Genomic DNA, 20,420 nt, shown 5'->3' with positions numbered 1-20,420 from the left:
GTGCGGGCCCGGCCGCGTCCGGAGCCGGTCTCAGGGGCGCCAGTACCCGAGCGCGTGCACCCGCTGCTTGGGGAGCCCCAGTTCCTTGCGGACGTACGCGGCGAGCGTGCGGGTCGTCGCCGTGTCGCAGGCGATCCACACGTACGGGTCGCTCGTGCCGCGCAGCAGCTCCGGCAGCTCCGCGCGCACCCGGTCGACCAGGTGGGCGCCGGAGTCCCGGCGCGGCACCGTGCGCAGCTCGTGCCGGCCGGGGTCGGTGCGGAACGGCAGGTCGTCGTCGCCGCCCTCGAACCAGACGGTGGCCGGGGCCGGACCCAGGGCGTCCAGCAGGGAGTTGAGGGCGGGCAGGGAGGCCGGGTCGCCCACGGCGAAGACGTGCGAGGGGGCCGGGGAGGGCTGCTCGAACCCGGTGCCCTGGACGGTGGCCCCGATGGTGTCGCCGGGGGCGGCCGCCCGGGCCCAGTCGCTGGCGCACCCCTCGTGCAGGGCGAACTCCAGGGCGAAGGTGCCGTTCTCGGGGTCGGGGTCCACCAGGGTGTAGGCGCGCTGGTGGGGCTTGCCCGCGTTGTCGAACCAGAGGCGCACCCACATGGTCGGGTGCACTCCGGTCGCGGCGAGCAGACCGCCGTCGGTGAAGCGCAGCCGCCGGTACGCGGGCGTGACGTCCTCGCCGCCCGTCACGGTGAACCGGAAATCCTTCGCGCGCAGCAGTTTGAGGACCGCGCCCTCCCAACCCCGCCCCTGCCCCATCGCGTGGTCACCCTTCACGTACGATTCCGCCACATTGACTTAGGCAAGCCTAACCTAAAGGTAAGTGAGGGCACAGCGTGGTCACCGAGATCTACCGTGACGCCTGGGGCATTCCGCATGTGCGCGCGGGCGGCGCGGCCGAACTCGCCCACGCGCAGGGCCGCGTCACCGCCCGCGACCGGGCCTGGCAACTGGAGGTCGAACGCCACCGCGCGCGGGGCACCTCGGCGTCCTTCCTGGGCGAGGACGCCCTACCCTGGGACCTGTTCGCCAGACGCGCCAGACTCGACGACACGGCCAGACGGTGCTTCGCCGACCTGGAACGACGGGACCCGGAGACGGCGGCCTGGGTGCGGTCGTACGTCGACGGGGTCAACGCCGGTCTGGCGGAGCGCGACGAGGCCCCCGAGTTCGCCCGCACCGGCCTCGCCCCCGGCCGCTGGGAGCCCTGGACGCCGCTCGGCGTCTGGCTGGCCACCCACATCCTGTTCGCCGGGTTCCCGGCCAAGCTGTGGCGCGAGCAGGTCGTGACCCACCTCGGCCCCGACGCGGTCGGGCTGTTCGCCACCGACGGCCCGGGCACCGCCGGCAGCAACGGCTGGCTGGTCGGCGGGGAGCGGACCGTCACCGGACAGGCCGTCATCGCCGGCGACCCGCACCGCTTCATCGAGGACCCCGGCGTCTACCAGCAGATCCACCTGTCCTGCCCGGAGTTCGACGTCGTCGGCCTGGCCGTCCCCGGAGTCCCGGGCATCGCCCACTTCGGGCACACCGGAACGGTCGCCTGGGCCATCACCAACGCCATGGCCGACTACCAGGACCTGTACCGGGAGCGGCTGCGGCGCACCGGTGCCGGGGTGGAGGCCCTCGGGCCGGACGGCACCTGGCACCGGGCGTCCCGGCACACCGAGGTCGTGGAGGTCGCCGGTGCGGAGCCGGTCGAGGTCGAGGTGGTCGAGACCGCTCGCGGGCCGGTGATCATCGGCGGCCCCGAAGGGCTCGACGGGGAGCCGGCCGACCCATCGGGCGTGCCCGTGGCCATCAGCCTGCGCTACCCGCCGCGCGTCACCTCCGACCTCGGCTTCTCCGCCCTGCTGCCGCTGCTGCGCGCCCGCCGCGTCGCCGACGTGGACCGGGCCCTGGACCTGTGGGCCGAGCCGGTCAACGTCGTCCAGGCCGCCGACACCGAGGGCGGTGTGCTGCACCGCGTGGCCGGACGGGTGCCGGTGCGCGCCGAGGCCGGCCGCGTGCGCCCGGTGCCCGCCTGGGAACCCGGCCACGACTGGCACGGCTGGCACGAGTCACCACGGGCCGGACTCACCGGCGGCGTCGCCGTGATGGCCAATCAGCGGGGCCCCGCCGGACCCCTGGGCGTCGAGTTCGCCCCGCCCCACCGCCACGACCGCATCGCCGCGCTGCTGGCCGCGAAGGACCGCTGGTCGGCCGCCGACATGCCCGCCGTCCACGTGGACACCCACCTCGGCTCCGCCGCCCCGCTGCTGGACCTCCTCCGCTCCCTCGGCACCCTCACCCCCGGGGCCGCCGCGCTGCGCGACCGGCTCCTCGCCTGGGACCGCCGCATGGACGCCGGCAGCCCGGACGCGGCCCTGTACGCGGCCGTCCGCTCGGCGCTCGTGCGGCGGCTGGCGGCCCATCCGGCCTTCGCCGCGCTCACCGTGCCGCCGGCGTACCCGGAGGTCTTCCGGCCGTGGCTCGCCCTGCTCCCGCGCATCGGCTTCGCGCTCGAACACCTGCTGACCGCCGACGACCTGTACGGCGTCGACCGCCCGGCGGCCGCCCGGGAGGCCGTGGAGGAGGTGGCCCTGCGGCCGCCCACCGGCGTCTGGGGGGACACCCACCGGCTCGCCCCCTGGCGGGCCCTTGAACCGGTGGCGCCCATCGAGGAGCCGGGGCTGTCCGGCGACCACGACTGCGTGCTGTGCACCTCCGGCGTACCGGGCCTCACCGACCTCGCCGCCCGGGGCCCGGCCGCCCGCTACGTCTGGGACCTGGCCCGGCGCGAGGACAGCCGCTGGGTGGTCCCGCTCGGCGCGTCCGGCGTCCCGGGCTCGCCCCACCACCGCGATCAGCTCCCCCTGTGGCTCGGGGGAGACCTCGTCCCGGTCGTCACCGACTGGGACCGGCTGACGAAGGAGACCGATGTCTGACCCCTACGCCTCCCGCACACCCGTCCACGAGCAGGTGGTGGACGGTCTCGGCACCGTCCGGATCCTGCCGCTGGACCCGGGGGCCGACGCCGGCGTGATCCATCGCTGGGTGAGCGAGGACCGGGCCGCCTTCTGGGGCATGACCGGCCTGACCGAACGACAGGTCGCCGGGATCTACGCCCACATGGAGACGCTCCCGGCCCACCACGCCTTCCTGGTCGTCCGGGACGGCGAGCCGGTCGCGGTCCTGCAGACCTACGAGCCGGAGGCCGATCGTGTCGGCGAGTGCTACGAGGTCCGCCCCGGCGACATCGGCGTGCACCTGCTGCTCGCCCCCACCGGCCCGGGCGGCGCACAGCCCGGCTGGACCTCGCGCCTGGTGGGCGTGATCGCCGCGTACGTCCTGCTGGGCCTGGACCGCCGGCGGGTCGTCGTCGACCCGGACGTGGCCAACGAGAAGGCGGTGGCCCGCTTCCTCAAGCAGGGCTTCACCCCGGGGCCGGTCGTCGTCCTGCCGGAGGTCGACCTGCCGGACGTGTACCTGCCGGAGAAGAAGGCCCAGCTCGCCTTCCTGGACCGGGAGATACTCTTCCCCGCGTGACGCCCGACGAGCTCATCGCGCACTACGGCCTCGAACCGATCCCCCGCGAGGGCGGCCTGTTCCGCCAGACCTGGGCCGGGCCGCAGCGTCCCGACGGCAGGCCGGAGGGCACGGCGATCGTCGCCCTGCTCACCGCGGACGACTTCTCCGCCCTCCACCGCCTGCCCACGGACGAGATCTGGCACCACTACCTGGGCGATCCCCTGGAGCTGCTGCTGCTCGCGCCGGACGGCGGCACCCGCACGGCCGTCCTGGGGCCGGACGTCCTGGACGGCCAGCACGTCCAGTTCACCGTCCCGGCGGGCACCTGGATGGGCGGCAGGGTCCGCGCGGGCGGCTCGTGGACCCTGTTCGGCTGCACGCTGGCGCCCGGCTTCACCTTCGAGGGCTACGAACACGGGGACGCGGCCGGGCTGACGGCGCGTTACCCGGCGGCCGCCGCCGGGATCGCCGCGCTGTCCCGGCCCCTCCCGGAGCGGTGAGCGGGGCACGGACCGCGGGCCCCGCGTGAGCAGGGCACGGATCGCGGGCGCCGCGTGAGCAGGGCGCCGGTTCCGTCCGTACATAACCGGAAGCCCCAGGACCCGACCCCGGAGACATACGTGGAGCACCGGCGGAACGAGGAGTGCACTGTCGGACGTCCCCGGGGAATCCGGGCCCTGGTGCTGCTCGGCACCGTGCTGGCCCTGCTCCTCCTGGGCGGCGGCTCCGCCTCGGCCCACGCCGCCCTCGGCGGCACCGACCCCGACGACGGGTCCGTCGTGCAGCGGTCCCCCCGTCACGTCACCCTGACCTTCACCGAGTCCGTCGGCCTCCTCGACGACTCCTTCCGGGTCTTCGGGCCCGACCAGCACCGCGTCCACATCGGCGAGGCCACCCACGCCGACGGCCGTTCCGAGACGGCCCGGGTCTCCCTGCCCGCCGGACTCGCCCAGGGCACCTACACGGTGGCCTGGCGGGTCGTGTCCGCCGACAGCCACCCCGTCTCGGGCGCCTTCAGCTTCTCGGTGGGCAAGCCGTCCGCGACCACCGCCCCGATCGACACCGGGCCCGCCGAGGACCCGCTCACCGCCCGCCTGTACGACGCCGCCCGCTACCTCGCCTACCTCGCCGCCGCCCTGCTCGTCGGCACCGCCGCGTTCGTGCTGCTGTGCCGGCCTGCGAACCCCTCCGCGCTGCGCCGGCCGGCGCGGGCCGCCTGGTGGGCGCTGCTCGGCGCCACGGCCGTCCTGCTCCTGCTGCGCGCCCCCTACGAGGCGGGCACCGGCCCGGCCGCCGCCTTCGACACCGAGGCCCTCGGCCGCACCCTGACCGGCCGCCCCGGCCGGGCCCTGCTCGCGCGGCTGGCGGTGCTGCTGCTCACGGCGGCCTTCGCACGGTGGCTGTCCCGCCGCCGCGCCGGGGACCGCGGCCCGCAGCGCCGGGACCCCGTCCCGCTCACCGGGGCCTCGGTGCTGGCCGTCGGGCTCGCCCTGACGTGGGCGGCGGCCGAGCACGCCTCCGCCGGGATCCAGGTGCCGCTCGCGATGACGTCCTCCGTGGCGCACCTGCTCGCGACGGGCGTGTGGCTGGGCGGTCTGGCCGCGCTGCTGCTGGTCTCGCGCCGCGGCTCGGGCGAGGACCTGGCGAGGATCGTGCCCCGCTTCTCCCGGATCGCCTTCGCCTCGGTGGCCGTACTGGTCGTCACCGGCCTCTACCAGTCCTGGCGCGGCCTCGGCTCCCTGTCCGCGTTGAGCACCACGCCGTACGGCCGCCTGCTGCTGGTGAAACTGGCGGCGGTGGGAGCGCTGCTCCTGGTCGCCCGCCACTCCCGCCGCTGGACGGCCCGGATCGCGGCCCCGGCGCCGGCCGTCCGGGCCGCCGTCCCGGAGTGGGCCCCGCAGCCGGTCGGCGCGGCGGTCGGGAAGCCGGGCGGCGACGGCGGCCCGGAGCCGATGGGTTCGCACCCCGGACCGGTCCCGGCCTCCTCACTCGCCCCCCGCGGCCCCGACGGGGCGCACGGCCGCCCCGACGACCTCGACGACCTCGACGACCTCGACGGTTCGGGCGGGAACAACCGCCCCGGCACGGCCGACGGAGCAGAAGCCCCCGGCGGTTCCGGCACAGCCGACGGCCACGGGAACCCCGTCGGTTTCGATGGACCCGGCGCCCCCGATGCCCCTGGTGCCCCCGACACCCCCGACGACCCGGACGCCCGGCGGCGCGGTCTGCGGCGGTCCGTGCTCGCCGAGGCCGCCGTCGCGGCCGTGGTCCTGCTGATCACCACCGTGCTCACCGGAACGCTGCCCGGTCGCGCCCAGGCCGAGGCGGCGCGGCAGGCCCCGGTCGGCGCGCTGCCGCCCACCGCGGAGGTCGTCGTGCCCTTCGACACGGGCCGGGACGGCGTGACCGGCCGCGGCACCGTCTACGTCACGCTCGACCCCGCCCGGGTCGGCGAGAACGGCGTGACGGCCGTGGTCCACGGCTCCGACACCGGTCTGGTCGTCGTCCCCGAGGTCCGCATCACCTTCACCCTCCCCGCCCGCGAGGTGGGTCCCATCGACGCCGGGGTCAGGGACCGGGGCGGCTACTGGGGCACCAACTCCGTCAACCTGCCGCTCGCCGGGGACTGGACGATGAGGACGACCGTGCGGGTGTCGGACGTGGACCAGGTGACGGTGGCGAAGAAGGTGCGGATCGAGCCCTAGGCACCCGTCCCGTTGCCGTCGACGCGGTGCCGTCGAGCAGCCGGGTCATGGTCTCGGCCGCGCGCACGGCCGCGTCGCCGCAGCAGTTGTTGAACAGCACGTGGACCTGGTCCGCCTCCTCGGCCAGCGCGCGCACCCGGGGCAGCCACTCGGCGAGTTCGTCGTCGCGGTACGCGTGGCGGAACCGGTCCTCCTTGCTGCCGGTGCCCCAGGCGGTGCTGCGGCCGTGGAAGCGGACGACGGCCAGCCGGGAGGAGGTCACCGGCGTCACGGGCGGCACGGACGAGGGCAGCGTCTGCGTCATGTCGACGGCGACCGCGGCCATGCCGTGCCGGGCCAGCAGCGCCACCGTGTCCTCGGCATGCTCCGGCTCCCACCAGGACGGGTGCCGGAACTCCACGGCGAGCGGCCAGCCCCCGGTCCGGGCGGCGCACTCCGCGAGGAACGCCTCGGCGCGCTGACCGGGGCGGAACCACGGCGGGAACTGGAACAGCACGCTCCCGAGCCGCCCGGCCCGCCGCAGCGGCTCGACACCGGCCGCGAAGCGGGCCCACACCTCGTCCAGCACCCGGGGATCGCGGGGGTCGGCCGGCAGCCCGCCCGGCATCACGGCCGCCCGGGTGGGATGCCCGGTCAGCAGCGAGAACGCCTTCACGTCGAACACGAACCCGTCCGGCGTGCGCTCGGCCCACAGCAGGCTGTTCCGCTCGCTCGGCAGCGCGTAGTACGAGGAGTCGACCTCCACGACCGGGAACCGCTCGGCGTAGTGCCGTAACCGCCCCTCGGCGTCCCGCCGTCCGGCCGGGTACCAGCCGCTGGCGACCAGGGCCTTGTCGGTCCACGAGCACGTGCCCACGAGGATCTCACCCATGGGTGGGCGGTTACCCGCGCCCGGCGCCGGCAGGCTCGCGCTCCTTCTGGCCGTGGTGCGGTGAGGGCTCCTCCGATCGGGGTAAACAGGTCATAACCGCGCATTTCCGGGGATACGACCGAGCCCCCGTGAGAGCGAGATGACCGATCATGGAGCAGCCCGTCACCATCGGCCGGGCCACCCGGTCGTCGTCCGGACCGGCACCCGAAGCCGTCGACGCCCTCGTCGGCGAGGCCCTCACCGCCCGCGTCACCCTCGACGAGGACGGCACGGTGACCGGCTGGAACGCGGGCGCCGAGGAGCTGCTCGGGTATCCGGCCGGGCAGCTGACCGGCCGCCGTGCCGCGGACCTGCTGGCCGAGCCGATCCCGCTGCGCGGCGGCATGCCCGCCCTGGCCGGGCTGCCGCGCTGGAACGGCGACGTCGCCCTGCGCCACCGCGACGGCCGGACGCTGACCGCCAGGATCCTCGCCCACCACCGGCCCCCCGGCTCCGGCGCCCCCGCCTGGCTGATCGTCTCCGCCCTGCCGGGCCCCGGACCCGGCACCGGCCTGGAGGAGCAACTGGTCGCCTGGAGCTTCGCCCAGTCCCCGTGCTGCGCCATGGCGCTCTACGACACCCGGCTGAGACTGCGGCGGGCCAACGCCGACATGGAACGCGCCACGGCCCTCACCGAGGAGGAGATGAGGGGCCTGCGCGTGTCCGAGATCATCGACGACGACTCCGGCGAGCGGGCGGAACGCGCCATGGCCCGGGTCCTGACGACCGGCGAGCCCGAGTACGAGGAGAACTTCCTGCGGGCCCCCGGTGAACTGCACGAGCACGCCTGGTCGCTCTTCATGTCGGTTCTGCGCGATCCGCGGGACGCCGCCGTCCGGGGTGTCTGCCTCGCCGCGCACGACATGACGGAGCAGTTCTGGGCCCGCAAGCGCCTGCAACTGATCGCCGAGGCGGGACGGCGCATCGGCACCACGCTCGACGTGACCCGCACCGCCCAGGAACTGGCGGACGTGACCGTCCCGGAGCTTGCCGACTTCGTCAGCGTCGACCTGCTGGCCACGTTGGAGGACCTGCCCGAACCGCCCGGGCGGACCGTCCCCGCGGAGGGCCCGCTGCTGCTGCGGCGGACCGCGCTGCGCTCGCGGATCCCCGGGGCGCCGGAGGCGGTCGTGGCCGCGGGCGCCGTGGACGCCTACCCCGCCGGTTCGGCGCCCTACGAGAGCCTGCGCACCGGACAGCCGGTGCTGCACGCGCCGGACGACCCGGCGTTCGCCGCGTGGCTCGCCCGCGACGCGGCCCGCTCCGCGCGCTACCGGGCGTTCGGCATCCACTCGGTGATGAGCGTGCCGCTCGTCGCCCGCGGCACCACCCTGGGCGTGGCGTACTTCGTGCGCCACCACAACACCGAGGTCTTCCGCCACGACGACCTGGTGCTGGCCGGCGAGCTGACGGCCCGGGCCGCCGTCAGCATCGACAACGCCCGCCGCTACACGCGCGAGCGGGACACCGCCGTCATGCTCCAGCGCAGCCTGCTGCCGCAGCGGCTGCCCCGGCAGGCGGCGGTCGAGGTCGCCTCCCGCTACCTGCCGGCCGGCGGGCACGCCGGGGTCGGCGGCGACTGGTTCGACGTCATCCCGCTGTCCGGGGCGCGGGTGGCCCTGGTCGTCGGCGACGTCGTGGGCCACGGGCTGCACGCCAGCGCGACCATGGGGCGGCTGCGCACGGCGGTGCGCACCCTGGCCGACATCGACCTGCCCTGCGACGAACTGCTGACCCACCTGGACGACCTGGTGGCACGCCTGAACACGGAGGACGAGGGAGGGGAGACGGGCGGGCCCGCGCCGCCGCCCGCCTTCGCCGGAGCCCCGGACCCGGCGTCCAAGACCTCCGCCGACGTCGGCGCCACCTGTCTGTACGCCGTCTACGACCCGGTCTCCCGGCGCTGCTGCTTCTCCGCCGCCGGGCACCCCCGGCCCGCCGTGGTGAGCCCCGACGGCGCCGTGGACCTGATCGCCCTCGCGGCCGGCCCACCGCTGGGCGTGGGCGGACTGCCGTACGAGGCCACCCAGGTGGAGCTGCCCGAGGGCAGCCTGCTCGCGCTGTACACCAACGGCCTGATCGAGACCGGCGACCACGACCTCGACGCGGGGGCCGACCGGCTGCGCCGCGCCCTGGCCCGGCCGGCGGCCTCGCTGGACGCCCTGTGCGACGCGGTCCTCGCCGACCTGCTGCCGCCGCGGCCGGCGGACGACGTGGCCCTGCTCCTGGCCCGCACCCGGGCGCTGCACGGCGACCGGGTGGCCACCTGGTCGGTGCCGTCCGACCCGTCCGCCGTCGCGCAGGCCCGCAAGGACGTCGTGGCGCAGCTGGAGCGGTGGGGGCTGTCCGACGCGGTGTTCGTGACCGAACTGGTCGCCAGCGAACTCGTCACCAACGCCATCCGGCACGCCGAGCCGCCGGTCCGGCTCCGGCTGATCCACGACACGAGCCTGATCTGCGAGGTCTCCGACGGCGGCAGCACCGCCCCCCACCTGCGCCGCGCCCGCAGCTACGACGAGGGCGGCCGGGGCCTGCTCCTGGTGGCGCAACTGACCGAGCGCTGGGGTACCCGGCAGACCGCGACCGGCAAGACCATCTGGGCGGAGCAGCCCCTGACCCGTGCCTGAGGCCCCACCCGCCCCGGCCCCCGCCCCCGTGACAAGGCAAGGAGCACCGACGACGGATGCAGACCTTCCTCCCCTACGCGGACTTCGAGGAGACGGCCCTCGCCCTGGACCGCCGCAGGCTCGGCAAACAGCGGGTCGAGACACTCCAGGTGCTGCGCGGCCTGGTCGTCCCGGGCTACGGCTGGCGCAACCACCCGGCGGTGCGGATGTGGATCGGCTACGAGGAGGCCCTGGTCCGCTACGGCCTGGAGATCTGCCGGGTCTGGCGGGACCGGGGCCACCAGGACACCTGTGCCGCCACGATGGTGGCCGACCTCGCCGCGGCCCGCCCGCACGCCCCGATCCGCGACCAGTCCGCTCTGGCCGCCGAGGGCGAGCTTCCGCCCTGGCTGGGCGACGGGCCGTTCCACCGCAGCCACCGCTCGGCCCTGGTCCGCAAGGACCCGGAGACCTACGCGGAGCTCTTCCCGGGTGTCCCGGACGACCTGCCGTACGTCTGGCCCGACTCGGACCGCCGGCCGTAGACGTCCGTCACACGGGCGCGGGAGCGGTGGAGCCGGGGCGGCGCGCTGCGCCGGCGGTGCTAGGCGGCCCGGCGGCGCTTGGCCGGGGCGGGCTGCGGCGCCTCCTCGGGCAGGAACGTGTCGTCCTCCCCGAAGTCGGGGGCCTGGAAGGGGTCCGTCGCCGGCGGCGGGGACGCGGCGGCGGAACGGCTGGGGTGCCCTTCCACGGCGGAGAACAGCGAAGTCGAGTCGATGAGAGGTCTCTTTTCCTGAGCGGGCCCGCGAGGGGCCCGTGCGTGCCGTGTCCCGGCACGGAGGACTACAGCTTGGTCATCTTGGCGTAGGGGCTCGGGATCCGCACGGGCGCGGAACCGAAGTCCACGAGCGCCGCGATTCCGTCCTCGATGCCGATGACGCGGCCGAGGCCGTACATGTCGTGGGTGACCTGGTCTCCCACGGCGAAGTGCTTGGGGGCCGGTGCGACCGGGGCCTTGAAGGGGCTGGTCGGCAGATGGCGCTTCGGAGCTGAAGGCTTAGTCATTGCCCCCAGTATGCGGCCAACACCGCCCGGCGCACCGCCCCTGCCCGTTCCGGATCTCCCGGAAACGCCGACACACGGGCCCCACCCACCACGTCGAAGGGCCCCACCGCGAACGGTGGGGCCCTTCGACATCGTGCCCGGTGAGGCACTGGCGGAGGATACGAGATTCGAACTCGTGAGGGGTTGCCCCCAACACGCTTTCCAAGCGTGCGCCCTAGGCCTCTAGGCGAATCCTCCGCTGGGAACATTACATGACCGAGAGGAGTGCTCGCGAACTCGTTCCCTGCCCCAGACATCAGGTAACCTTGGCGCAGCCCCTCACGCGGCGCTATCTGACTGAACTCCCCCAGGGCCGGAAGGCAGCAAGGGTAGGTCGGCTCTGGCGGGTGCGTGGGGGGCGTCTGCGTTCCGCGGCGGCCCAGGGTTCTCCGGGCTCTCCGCCCCCGCCCGTCTCTAGGTCGAGGCCCGATGTCACCGGCCGCCTATAACCTCGTAGGCGTGTCGTCTCTCGCTCTGTACCGCCGCTACCGCCCGGAGACCTTCGTCGAGGTCATCGGGCAGGAGCATGTCACCGACCCGTTGCAGCAGGCGCTGCGCAACAACCGGGTCAACCACGCGTACCTGTTCAGCGGGCCGCGCGGCTGTGGCAAGACGACCAGTGCGCGCATCCTCGCCCGCTGCCTGAACTGCGAGCAGGGCCCCACGCCCACCCCGTGCGGCGAGTGCCACTCCTGCCAGGACCTCGCGCGCAACGGCCCCGGCTCCATCGACGTCATCGAGATCGACGCCGCTTCCCACGGAGGCGTGGACGACGCCCGTGACCTGCGCGAGAAGGCCTTCTTCGGACCGGCCCGCAGCCGGTACAAGATCTACATCATCGACGAGGCCCACATGGTCACGTCGGCCGGCTTCAACGCGCTGCTGAAGGTCGTCGAGGAGCCCCCGGAGCACCTCAAGTTCATCTTCGCCACCACCGAGCCCGAGAAGGTCATCGGGACGATCCGCTCCCGGACCCACCACTACCCCTTCCGGCTCGTCCCGCCCGGCACCCTCCGGGAGTACCTCGGTGAGGTCTGCCAGAAGGAGGGCATCCCGGTCGAGGACGGTGTGCTCCCGCTCGTGGTGCGGGCCGGCGCCGGATCCGTGCGTGACTCGATGTCCGTCATGGACCAGCTGCTCGCCGGCGCCGCCTCGGACGGTGTGACGTACGCCATGGCCACGTCCCTCCTGGGGTACACCGAGGGCTCGCTGCTCGACTCCGTCGTCGAGGCGTTCGCCACCGGTGACGGGGCCGCCGCCTTCGAGGTGGTCGACCGGGTGATCGAGGGCGGCAACGACCCGCGCCGGTTCGTCGCCGACCTGTTGGAGCGGCTGCGCGACCTCGTGATCCTGGCCGCCGTGCCGGACGCCGCCGAGAAGGGGCTGATCGACGCCCCGGCCGACGTCGTCGAGCGCATGCAGGCCCAGGCCGGCACCTTCGGACCCGCCGAGCTGAGCCGCGCCGCGGACCTGGTCAACGAGGGCCTCACGGAGATGCGCGGCGCCCACTCGCCCCGGCTCCAGCTCGAACTGATCTGCGCGCGTGTGCTGCTCCCCGCCGCCTACGGCGACGAGCGGTCCGTCATGGCCCGCCTGGACCGCGTCGAGCGCGGCGTGACCTTCTCCGCGGCTCCCGCGGGGGGCGCGCCCGCCATGGGCTACGTACCCGGGCCGCAGGCCCACGCACAGCCCGCCGCGCCGGTCCCGCCCGGCGGCGGCCCGGCCGCGGCCCGCGCGGCGGTCCGGACGCCCGGCGGCCCCGGCGCCCCCGCCGACCAGGGCAGCGGCGCCCCGACGGCCCCCGCCCCGACCGGCGCGGCCCCCGACCCCACCGGCCCGGGCGCCTCCCCGGCCGACGCGGGTGCACCCGAGGGCCACGCCCCGGCCGTACCCGCCGACACCCCCTCCGCCCCCGCGCCCGGCCCCGGCGGCGCACCCGCGCACCCCGCGCAGCCGCCGCAGTCCCCGGCACCCTCCCCCTCCGCCCCCGCTCCCGGCGCGTGGCCCACGGCCGCGTCCGCCGGCGGCGGCCGCCGCCCCGGCGGCTGGCCCACCGCCACCCCGGGCGCCCCCGCCTCCGGCGCCCCGGCGACGGGCCCCGCCGGGTCGGGCGCCCCCACGCCGAGCACCCCCGCCCCCGCCCCGCAGGCCCCGCAGTCCCCTGCGCCGGCCGCGCCCCAGGCGGCCCCCGCCGCGCCCCCCGCCGGGGGGCTCGACCCGCGCATGCTGTGGCCGAACATCCTGGAGGCCGTCAAGAACCGCCGCCGCTTCACCTGGATCCTGCTCAGCCAGAACGCCCAGGTCGCCGGCTTCGACGGCACGACCCTCCAGCTCGGCTTCGTGAACGCGGGCGCCCGGGACAACTTCCTCAGCAGCGGCAGCGAGGACGTGCTGCGCCAGGCACTGGGCGAGCAGTTCAACGTGCAGTGGAAGATCGAGGCGATCGTCGACCCCTCGGGCGGCTCCGCGCCCCCGGCCCCCGGCGGCCCCGCGGGCTTCGGCGGCGGCCCGGGCGCGGCACCGGCCCCGGCCCCGGCCCCGGGCGGTTACGGCGGCTCCGCCGCGGCCACCGGCTCCGGCACCTGGGGCGGCGGCTCCGGCGGCGGTGGCGCCACAGCGACGGCCCGGCGCCCCGCCCCCGCGCAGGCGGCCGCCCCGGCGGCCCCCGCCCGGCAGGCCGCTCCCGCGCCCTCGGCGCCGGTTCCCCAGCCCTCCGCACCCCAGCGGCGCCACGTCTCCGTCGAGGAGGACATCCCCGAGGACGACGATCCGGACCTGGACGAATCAGCGCTGTCGGGCCAGGAGCTGATCGTCAAGGAGCTGGGGGCGACCGTGGTGGAGGAGTTCACCAACGAGTAGCGGGCGCGCCCTCCGGTACGGCCCCGCCCGCGTGCCGTTCGTAGGATCCTCCAGGCCCGTCCGTCCCCGGACTTCGGAAGCCCGCACAAAGGGGAACCGGCCGCTGCCGTTAGGCTGACCCCGTGAAGGTCCTCGTCATCGGCAGCGGCGCCCGCGAACACGCCCTGTGCCACTCCCTGTCCCACGACCCCGACGTCACGGCGCTGTACTGCGCCCCCGGCAACGCCGGCATCGCCGAGGTCGCCGAGCTGCACCAGGTCGACGCCCTGGACGGCGGCGCCGTCACCGCGCTGGCCACCCGGCTCGGCGCGGAGCTCGTGGTCGTCGGCCCCGAGGCGCCGCTCGTCGCCGGTGTCGCCGACGCCGTGCGCGAGGCGGGCATCCCGGTGTTCGGCCCCTCCGGCGAGGCCGCGCAGCTGGAAGGCTCCAAGGCCTTCGCCAAGGACGTCATGGCGGCGGCCGGAGTGCCCACGGCCCGGTCGTACGTCTGCACGACGGCGGAGGAGGTCGAGACCGCACTCGACGCCTTCGGCGCTCCCTACGTCGTCAAGGACGACGGCCTCGCCGCCGGCAAGGGCGTCGTCGTCACCGACGACCTGAGCGCCGCCCGGGAGCACGCCGCCGCCTGTGAGCGCGTGGTCATCGAGGAGTACCTCGACGGCCCCGAGGTCTCCCTGTTCGCCGTCACCGACGGCGAGACGGTGGTCCCGCTCCAGCCCGCCCAGGACTTCAAGCGCGCCCTGAACGGCGACGAGGGTCCCAACACCGGCGGCATGGGGGCGTACTCGCCGCTGCCCTGGGCCGATCCGAAGCTGGTCGACGAGGTGCTGCGGACCGTGCTCCAGCCGACCGTGGACGAGATGCGGCGGCGCGGCACGCCGTTCTCCGGGCTGCTCTACGCCGGTCTCGCGATCACCTCGCGCGGTGTGCGCGTGATCGAGTTCAACGCCCGCTTCGGCGACCCGGAGACCCAGGTCGTGCTGGCCCGGCTGAGGACGCCGCTGGCCGGTCTGCTGCTGGCCGCCGCCACCGGCACCCTCGCCGACCTGGAGCCGCTGCGCTGGAGCGACGACGCGGCCGTGACCGTGGTCGTCGCCTCGCACAACTACCCGGGCACCCCGCGCACCGGCGACCCGATCACCGGACTGGACGAGGTCGCCGCCCAGGACGCCCCGCACGCGTACGTGCTGCACGCCGGCACCCGGCGGGAGGGCGACGCCGTGGTCAGCGCGGGCGGCCGGGTGCTGTCCGTCACGGCCACCGGCAAGGACCTCACCGAGGCCCGCGACCGTGCCTACACGGCCGTGGCCCGCATCCGCCTCGACGGTTCCCAGCACCGCACGGACATCGCCGCGAAGGCGGCCGGCGCGTAACCCTCCCCGGCCGGGCGGGCACCGCCCGTCCGGCCGCGATGAACCCCGCAGGCCCCGGATCCGTCTCAGGATCCGGGGCCTGACGTGTACCGGGAGGTGTCGGCGCGGGGTGACCCGATCGTCGTGCCGTCCGTCATCAGCTCTCCCCAAAGCCATTCCATCGAGTGACCGATGCCGTATCCGGCTGACGGGGGGAGGAGCCCCAACTATGGTGCGGCGCAAGCGTTCCGGCACTTGGCCCACCGGCATTGCGATGTCAGTGACGGGTGCCACAGTGGGGGAGTGAGCAAGGGAAGCGTCAGGTCTACGGGGAGGGGGTGAGGTCGGTCGTGACCGGAATGGGTGTGGAGGCAGGGGCGCAGGCCGCCCGGGCGCGGGCGCTGGTCGTGCTGCGCATGCGCAGCCGTGCGCTGGCCGTCGCCCTGCTGCCCGCCGCCGTCGCCGTGATCCTGTTGGCGGGCGCCGCGGGCGGCCGTCTCGAGGGCTCCGGATGGGACGCGGCCCGCTGGGCCCTGACGCCGGTCGCGGCGCTCGTGCTGCTCTTCGCCGGCGGGGTCGCCCTGGTCGTGGCGCGGGCCCGGCCCGCCCTGAGCCCCACCGTCCCGATCGCCGAGGAGGCGGCCCCGGACCTGTACCGGATGGTGCGCGACCTGGCCGACCGCCTCGACGTCCCGGCACCCTCCGCGATAGCGCTCACCCCGGACTGCGACAGCTGGCTCGAGGACCGCACGCACCCGGCGCACGGCCCGCCGCCGGCCGAGGAGCACGAGGACATAGCGGGCTCCGGGCGGCACGCCCACCGCAGACAGCCGGTAGCCCCGGTCCTGGTCATCGGCTCCCCGTTCCTGTGGTGGATGCGCGTCGGCGAACTGCGCGCGGTCCTCGCCCCGGTCGTCGCCGGTACGGGCCCCTCGGCCCATCCGGACATAGCGGCCGCCCGTCGCTTCGTCCGCGGTCTGGACGCCGCCGTGGCCGTGGCCTCGGCGCCCCGGCGCGACCCGGTGACCCGGGCCGTGCTCGCGGGGGTCGGCTGGGTGGCCCGGGCGCTGCTGCGCAGCTGCCGCGGGCACGCCGCCGAGATGGAGCGGGGTGTGGCGGCGGCCGCCGCGGAGCGTGCACAGGCTGTGGACTACGGGCTGCGGATCGTCGCCCAGGAGCAGGTCGGCCTGGCGTACGCGGGCTGGGACCGGCTGCTGACCCGCGTCGCGCTGCCGGCCTGGCGGATGGGCCGCTGGCCGTCCCGGCTGGACGCCGGTGTGGTCGCGGCGCTCACGGAACTGTCCCGGCGGGACCGCCTGGCCGAGGGCTTCGCGTCCCGGCTCGGCGAGCGCCCCGCCTGCGACCTGCTGGAGGAGCCGGGCTCGGTCGACGAGGCCGCCTCCCTGCTCGCCGCCCGCCTCTTCCACGGCGGCCCGTCCGGGTCCGGGCCCGACTGGTCCCCCGTGGACTGGAGCGCGTACCCGGAGGAGGTCGTGGACCGCACATGGCGCCTCGACGCCGCCCGGCTGCACCGGGTCCTGGACGCCATGGGTGTCCGCCCGGCCACCGGTGACACGCCCCCGGCCTCCGCCGCTCCGACCCTGTCCCGGGTCCTCGACCACCTCACCGAGCCGGACCCCGCCTGGCCCCCCGGCCCGCCCTGCACGATCACGGCCCCGGGGTACAGCCCGGCCGCCTCCGCCTCCGCCTCCGTCCCCGCCACCCCGGCCCCCGCATCCGCCGCCCCCGAGGCGGGCAGCGGCGCCACACCGGGGACCGGCGCCGCCGGACCGGCGTCCGGGACCACCGGCACCGCGACCGGCGGCCCTGCCGAGGCCCCCCGGCCCGGGGACAGCGCCGCGCCGGCCTTCGCCGACGACGAGGACCTCGCCGACACCACCCCCCGCAGTGCCGCGCTGGCCGCCCGGCTCAGCGCCGAGCTGGCCCGCGAGGAGGCCCCGCCCCCGCACGCGGCGTCCGCCGGTCCCGGTCCGGCGACTCCCGCCGCGTCCCCGGGGCCCGACCCCGCGGCCCTCTGGGACGACCGGGCCCTGCCCCTCTTCCCGCTCCAGCCGCCGCGCACGGCCCGCGAGCTGCTCGCCGACCACCTCACGGCGATGGTCTGCTGTGCCGCGATGGACAGCGCGGGTGCCGTGCCCGGCCTGGACTGGCTGGACGGCCCGACCCTGCTCGTCGAGGGCGAGCGCGCGGCTGATCTGGCCCCCAAGGTGCTCACCCTGATCGAGGACGGCAACGCGGTCCCGCTGCGCACCTGGCTCGCCGAGCTGGGGATACGCCCGGAGAAGCCGGTCCGGCTCGGCTGAGGGACCGCGTCCGCCGCGGAGCAGCACCTTCCGCTTCTGGCCAATTCACAACGAACAGTGACGGAACGCGTGCGTCATGTGATGTGCTGGGAGCGTCACGCGCGTGGCAAGGGCGGGCGGAATACGACAAGCACATAAGCACGCGGAGTCGCACACGCCTCCCGGGCCGCGGGCACCGCGGGACCGCGCGGACCGCGCGGACGGCGCGGACGGCACGGGCCGCACGGACCGGCTCGCGACGACCCGCGGGGGCCTGGCGGCACCAGGCCGGCCACCCGGCACGGAGACCGCGCGCCGCGCAGGGCACGCGGCGCGCACACCGCCCGGCACGCACTACGCGCGCGACTCGCACCACCCGCACCACGGTCACACGCACAGCACGCACAGCACGCACCACACGCACAGCACGCACCACACGCACAGCACCAGAGAGCGCACACCGGTACGGACGATCACGGGGGCCAAGGGGAGGGGAGCCACCATGAGTTCGGAGCAGACCCGGCGCTGGGAGTCGGGAGCACTGGCACACGGCGTGACGGATCCCTTCGGGCAGGGCCCGGTGCCCTGGTTGCGCGGCAACGTGACGTACTTCGACGACACCGGCCAGGTCGTCCCCTGGTACGTCGACCAGGACGCGTCCCCCGGGGCCGCGAAAGGGACCCGCTCCGGCGGCGGCCCCCGCGCGGCGGACGACGTGCGCCTCCAGATCAAGGGCTTCACCTCCACCGGCGCGGTCGCGCCCGGCGAGGCCATCGACTTCCACATCACCGTCGACCCGCCGCAGGAGTTCGGCGTCGACATCTACCGCATCGGCCACTACGGCGGTGACGGCGCCGCGAAGATCACCACCAGCCCCCGCCTGTCCGGCATCGTGCAGCCCCCGCCGCTCACCGCCGACCGCACGGTCTCCTGCCACCACTGGTGGCTGTCCTGGCGCCTGCAAGTGCCCTCGTACTGGAACGTCGGGGCGTACGTGGCGGTCCTCACCACCGCCGACGGCTACCGCTCGCACGTCCCCTTCACCGTCCGGCACGACCAGCCCGCCGACCTGCTGCTCGTGCTGCCCGACGTCACCTGGCAGGCGTACAACCTCTATCCGGAGGACGGCCGCACCGGCGCCAGCCTCTACCACGCCTGGGACGGCACGGGCCGTCTGCTGGGCGAGTCGCAGGCCGCCACCACGGTCTCCTTCGACCGCCCCTACGCGGGCGCCGGCCTCCCCCTGCACGTGGGCCACGCCTACGACGTCATCCGCTGGGCCGAGCGCTACGGCTACGACCTCGGCTACGCCCACGCCTCCGACCTGCACGCCGGCCGTGTCGACCCGGCCCGCTACCGCGGGCTGGTCTTCCCCGGGCACGACGAGTACTGGTCGGCGGACATGCGCCGCACCGTGGAGGTCGCCCGCGACGCCGGCACCTCACTGGTGTTCCTGTCCGCCAACTCCCTGTACTGGCAGGTGGAACTGGGCCCCTCACCCTCCGGTGTCCCCGACCGCCTGCTCACCTGCCGCAAGCGCAGGGGCCCGGGCAAGCCGGTGCTGTGGCGGGAGGTCGACCGGGCCGAGCAGCAGCTCCTGGGCATCCAGTACGCCGGGCCCGTGCCCGAGCCGCACCCGCTGATCGTGCGCAACGCCGGGCACTGGCTGTGGGAGGCGACCGGCGCCCACGAGGGCGACGAGATCGACGGGTTGGTGGCGGGCGAGGCCGACCGCTACTTCCCGCGCACCCCGCTGCCCGAGCACGAGGAGCGGATCCTGCTGGCCCACTCCCCGTACACCGACAAGGAGGGCACGCGCCGCCACCAGGAGACCTCCCTGTACCGCGCGCCCTCCGGGGCCTGGGTCTTCGCAGCAGGAACGTTCGCCTGGTCCCCGGCCCTGGACCGCCCGGGCCACGTCGACGAGCGGATCCAGCGGGCGACCGCGAATCTCCTGGACCGCATCTGCAAACGCGACTGACCCCGTGTCCGTGCCGGGCCTCCCGTACGGGAGAATCGAGCCACTTGGACATCACCACGGGGAGGAACCGTGTCCGGATTCGTCGAAAAGCCCGAGCCGATCGAGGTGCCGGGTCTGGTGCATCTGCACACCGGCAAGGTGCGCGAGCTGTACCGGAACGAGGCGGGCGACCTCGTGATGGTCGCCAGCGACCGCATCTCCGCCTACGACTGGGTGCTGCCGACCGAGATCCCCGACAAGGGCCGGATCCTCACCCAGCTGTCCCTGTGGTGGTTCGACCGGCTCTCCGACCTGGTCCCGAACCACGTCCTGAGCACGGACCTGCCTGCCGGCGCGCCCGCCGACTGGGAGGGCCGCACGCTCGTCTGCAAGAACCTCGAGATGATCCCCGTGGAGTGCGTGGCCCGCGGCTACCTCACCGGCTCGGGCCTCGCCGAGTACCAGGAGACCCGCACGGTCTGCGGCCTCGCCCTGCCGGAGGGCCTGACCGACGGCAGTGAACTGCCCGCCCCGATCTTCACCCCGGCCACCAAGGCCGAGGTCGGCGAGCACGACGAGAACGTCTCCTACGAGGAGGTCGCCCGCCAGGTCGGCGCCGACACCGCCGCCCGGCTGCGCCAGGCGACCCTCGCGGTCTACTCCCGCGGCCGCGACATCGCCCGCGAGCGCGGCATCATCCTGGCGGACACCAAGTTCGAGTTCGGCTTCGACGGCGAGACCCTGGTCCTCGCCGACGAGGTCCTCACCGCGGACTCCTCCCGCTTCTGGCCGGCCGACCGGTGGGAGCCGGGCCGGGCGCAGCCGTCGTACGACAAGCAGTTCGTGCGCGACTGGCTGACCTCGGCGGAGTCCGGCTGGGACCGCAGGAGCGAGCAGCCGCCCCCGCCTCTGCCGCAGCAGGTCGTCGACGCCACCCGCGCCAAGTACGTGGAGGCGTACGAGCGCCTGACCGGCACGAACTGGTCGTAGACACGAGAGAAGCCCCCCGGCCGGAACCGGGGGGCTTCTCACTGGAGCGAACGACGAGGTTCGAACTCGCGACCTCAACCTTGGCAAGGTTGCGCTCTACCAACTGAGCTACGTTCGCATGCGCCGTGGC

General features: G+C 75.2%; 15 protein-coding genes, 2 tRNA genes and 1 other RNA gene. 12 read left to right on the top strand and 6 right to left on the bottom strand.

Going from position 1 to position 20,420, the window contains the following annotated elements:
- Positions 1-30: 30 nt before the first annotated feature.
- Positions 31-750, bottom strand: coding sequence for a siderophore-interacting protein (locus tag ACZ6ZN_RS20430; protein ID WP_469648915.1), 720 nt, complete (start codon positions 748-750; stop codon positions 31-33).
- Positions 751-827: 77 nt separating this feature from the next.
- On the opposite strand from ACZ6ZN_RS20430, the gene ACZ6ZN_RS20425 reads away from it, so the two are divergent.
- From ACZ6ZN_RS20425 to ACZ6ZN_RS20410, 4 genes are all read left to right on the top strand, one after another.
- Positions 828-2,918: a penicillin acylase family protein gene (locus ACZ6ZN_RS20425; RefSeq protein WP_469648166.1), complete on the top strand. Its 2,091-nt coding sequence runs from the start codon at positions 828-830 to the stop codon at positions 2,916-2,918.
- Positions 2,911-3,519 carry a GNAT family N-acetyltransferase gene (locus ACZ6ZN_RS20420; RefSeq protein WP_451876039.1) on the top strand — a complete coding sequence of 203 codons (609 nt, stop codon included), beginning with the start codon at positions 2,911-2,913 and terminating at the stop codon, positions 3,517-3,519. The genes ACZ6ZN_RS20425 and ACZ6ZN_RS20420 overlap by 8 nt, the downstream gene beginning before the upstream one ends.
- Positions 3,516-4,001 (top strand): cupin domain-containing protein, encoded by a 486-nt coding sequence (locus ACZ6ZN_RS20415; RefSeq protein WP_398109284.1) that lies wholly within the window; start codon positions 3,516-3,518, stop codon positions 3,999-4,001. The genes ACZ6ZN_RS20420 and ACZ6ZN_RS20415 overlap by 4 nt, the downstream gene beginning before the upstream one ends.
- Before the next feature lie 180 nt (positions 4,002-4,181).
- Positions 4,182-6,206 (top strand): copper resistance CopC/CopD family protein, encoded by a 2,025-nt coding sequence (locus ACZ6ZN_RS20410; RefSeq protein ID WP_469648161.1) that lies wholly within the window; start codon positions 4,182-4,184, stop codon positions 6,204-6,206.
- Here the strand turns inward: ACZ6ZN_RS20410 and ACZ6ZN_RS20405 are convergent.
- The gene (locus ACZ6ZN_RS20405) at positions 6,106-7,077 is read right to left on the bottom strand and encodes a DUF72 domain-containing protein (protein ID WP_469648159.1); all 972 of its coding nucleotides are present in this window, start codon (positions 7,075-7,077) and stop codon (positions 6,106-6,108) included. The genes ACZ6ZN_RS20410 and ACZ6ZN_RS20405 overlap by 101 nt on opposite strands.
- Positions 7,078-7,226: 149 nt before the next feature.
- Between ACZ6ZN_RS20405 and ACZ6ZN_RS20400 the strand changes: the two genes are divergently transcribed.
- Complete coding sequence (locus ACZ6ZN_RS20400; RefSeq protein ID WP_451876042.1) at positions 7,227-9,743, top strand: SpoIIE family protein phosphatase; 2,517 nt, start codon at positions 7,227-7,229, stop codon at positions 9,741-9,743.
- A gap of 56 nt (positions 9,744-9,799) precedes the next feature.
- Positions 9,800-10,267 carry an MSMEG_6728 family protein gene (locus ACZ6ZN_RS20395; protein ID WP_398109287.1) on the top strand — a complete coding sequence of 156 codons (468 nt, stop codon included), beginning with the start codon at positions 9,800-9,802 and terminating at the stop codon, positions 10,265-10,267.
- A 59-nt stretch (positions 10,268-10,326) separates the two neighbouring features.
- On the opposite strand, the gene ACZ6ZN_RS20390 is transcribed toward ACZ6ZN_RS20395, so the two are convergent.
- The 3 genes from ACZ6ZN_RS20390 to ACZ6ZN_RS20380 form a co-directional block, all read right to left on the bottom strand.
- Positions 10,327-10,473, bottom strand: coding sequence for a hypothetical protein (locus tag ACZ6ZN_RS20390; protein ID WP_398109288.1), 147 nt, complete (start codon positions 10,471-10,473; stop codon positions 10,327-10,329).
- Between the two features lie 92 nt (positions 10,474-10,565).
- Positions 10,566-10,787 carry a hypothetical protein gene (locus tag ACZ6ZN_RS20385; RefSeq protein WP_333931599.1) on the bottom strand — a complete coding sequence of 74 codons (222 nt, stop codon included), beginning with the start codon at positions 10,785-10,787 and terminating at the stop codon, positions 10,566-10,568.
- Between the two features lie 149 nt (positions 10,788-10,936).
- Positions 10,937-11,024, bottom strand: a tRNA-Ser gene (locus ACZ6ZN_RS20380).
- A gap of 73 nt (positions 11,025-11,097) precedes the next feature.
- Between ACZ6ZN_RS20380 and ffs the strand changes: the two genes are divergently transcribed.
- The 6 genes from ffs (at position 11,098) to ACZ6ZN_RS20350 (ending at position 20,290) form a co-directional block, all read left to right on the top strand.
- An RNA gene (gene ffs, locus ACZ6ZN_RS20375) (signal recognition particle sRNA small type) lies at positions 11,098-11,192 on the top strand.
- A 93-nt stretch (positions 11,193-11,285) separates the two neighbouring features.
- Positions 11,286-13,685 carry a DNA polymerase III subunit gamma and tau gene (locus ACZ6ZN_RS20370; RefSeq protein ID WP_469648153.1) on the top strand — a complete coding sequence of 800 codons (2,400 nt, stop codon included), beginning with the start codon at positions 11,286-11,288 and terminating at the stop codon, positions 13,683-13,685.
- A gap of 122 nt (positions 13,686-13,807) precedes the next feature.
- Positions 13,808-15,058 (top strand): phosphoribosylamine--glycine ligase, encoded by a 1,251-nt coding sequence (gene purD / locus ACZ6ZN_RS20365; protein ID WP_469648151.1) that lies wholly within the window; start codon positions 13,808-13,810, stop codon positions 15,056-15,058.
- A gap of 338 nt (positions 15,059-15,396) precedes the next feature.
- A complete protein-coding gene (locus ACZ6ZN_RS20360) occupies positions 15,397-17,361 on the top strand; it encodes a hypothetical protein (RefSeq protein ID WP_469648913.1) in 1,965 nt (654 codons plus the stop codon).
- A gap of 481 nt (positions 17,362-17,842) precedes the next feature.
- Complete coding sequence (locus ACZ6ZN_RS20355) at positions 17,843-19,321, top strand: N,N-dimethylformamidase beta subunit family domain-containing protein (RefSeq protein WP_469648148.1); 1,479 nt, start codon at positions 17,843-17,845, stop codon at positions 19,319-19,321.
- A 69-nt stretch (positions 19,322-19,390) separates the two neighbouring features.
- Positions 19,391-20,290, top strand: coding sequence for a phosphoribosylaminoimidazolesuccinocarboxamide synthase (locus ACZ6ZN_RS20350; RefSeq protein ID WP_451876046.1), 900 nt, complete (start codon positions 19,391-19,393; stop codon positions 20,288-20,290).
- Positions 20,291-20,332: 42 nt separating this feature from the next.
- Here the strand turns inward: ACZ6ZN_RS20350 and ACZ6ZN_RS20345 are convergent.
- Positions 20,333-20,408 (bottom strand) — tRNA-Gly (locus ACZ6ZN_RS20345).
- Positions 20,409-20,420 lie beyond the last annotated feature (12 nt).

It is taken from the genome of Streptomyces sp. NPDC053665 (genome assembly GCF_055585285.1).
Note: the sequence above shows the minus strand (reverse complement) of the source record. Positions and strands in the feature narration are given on the sequence as shown.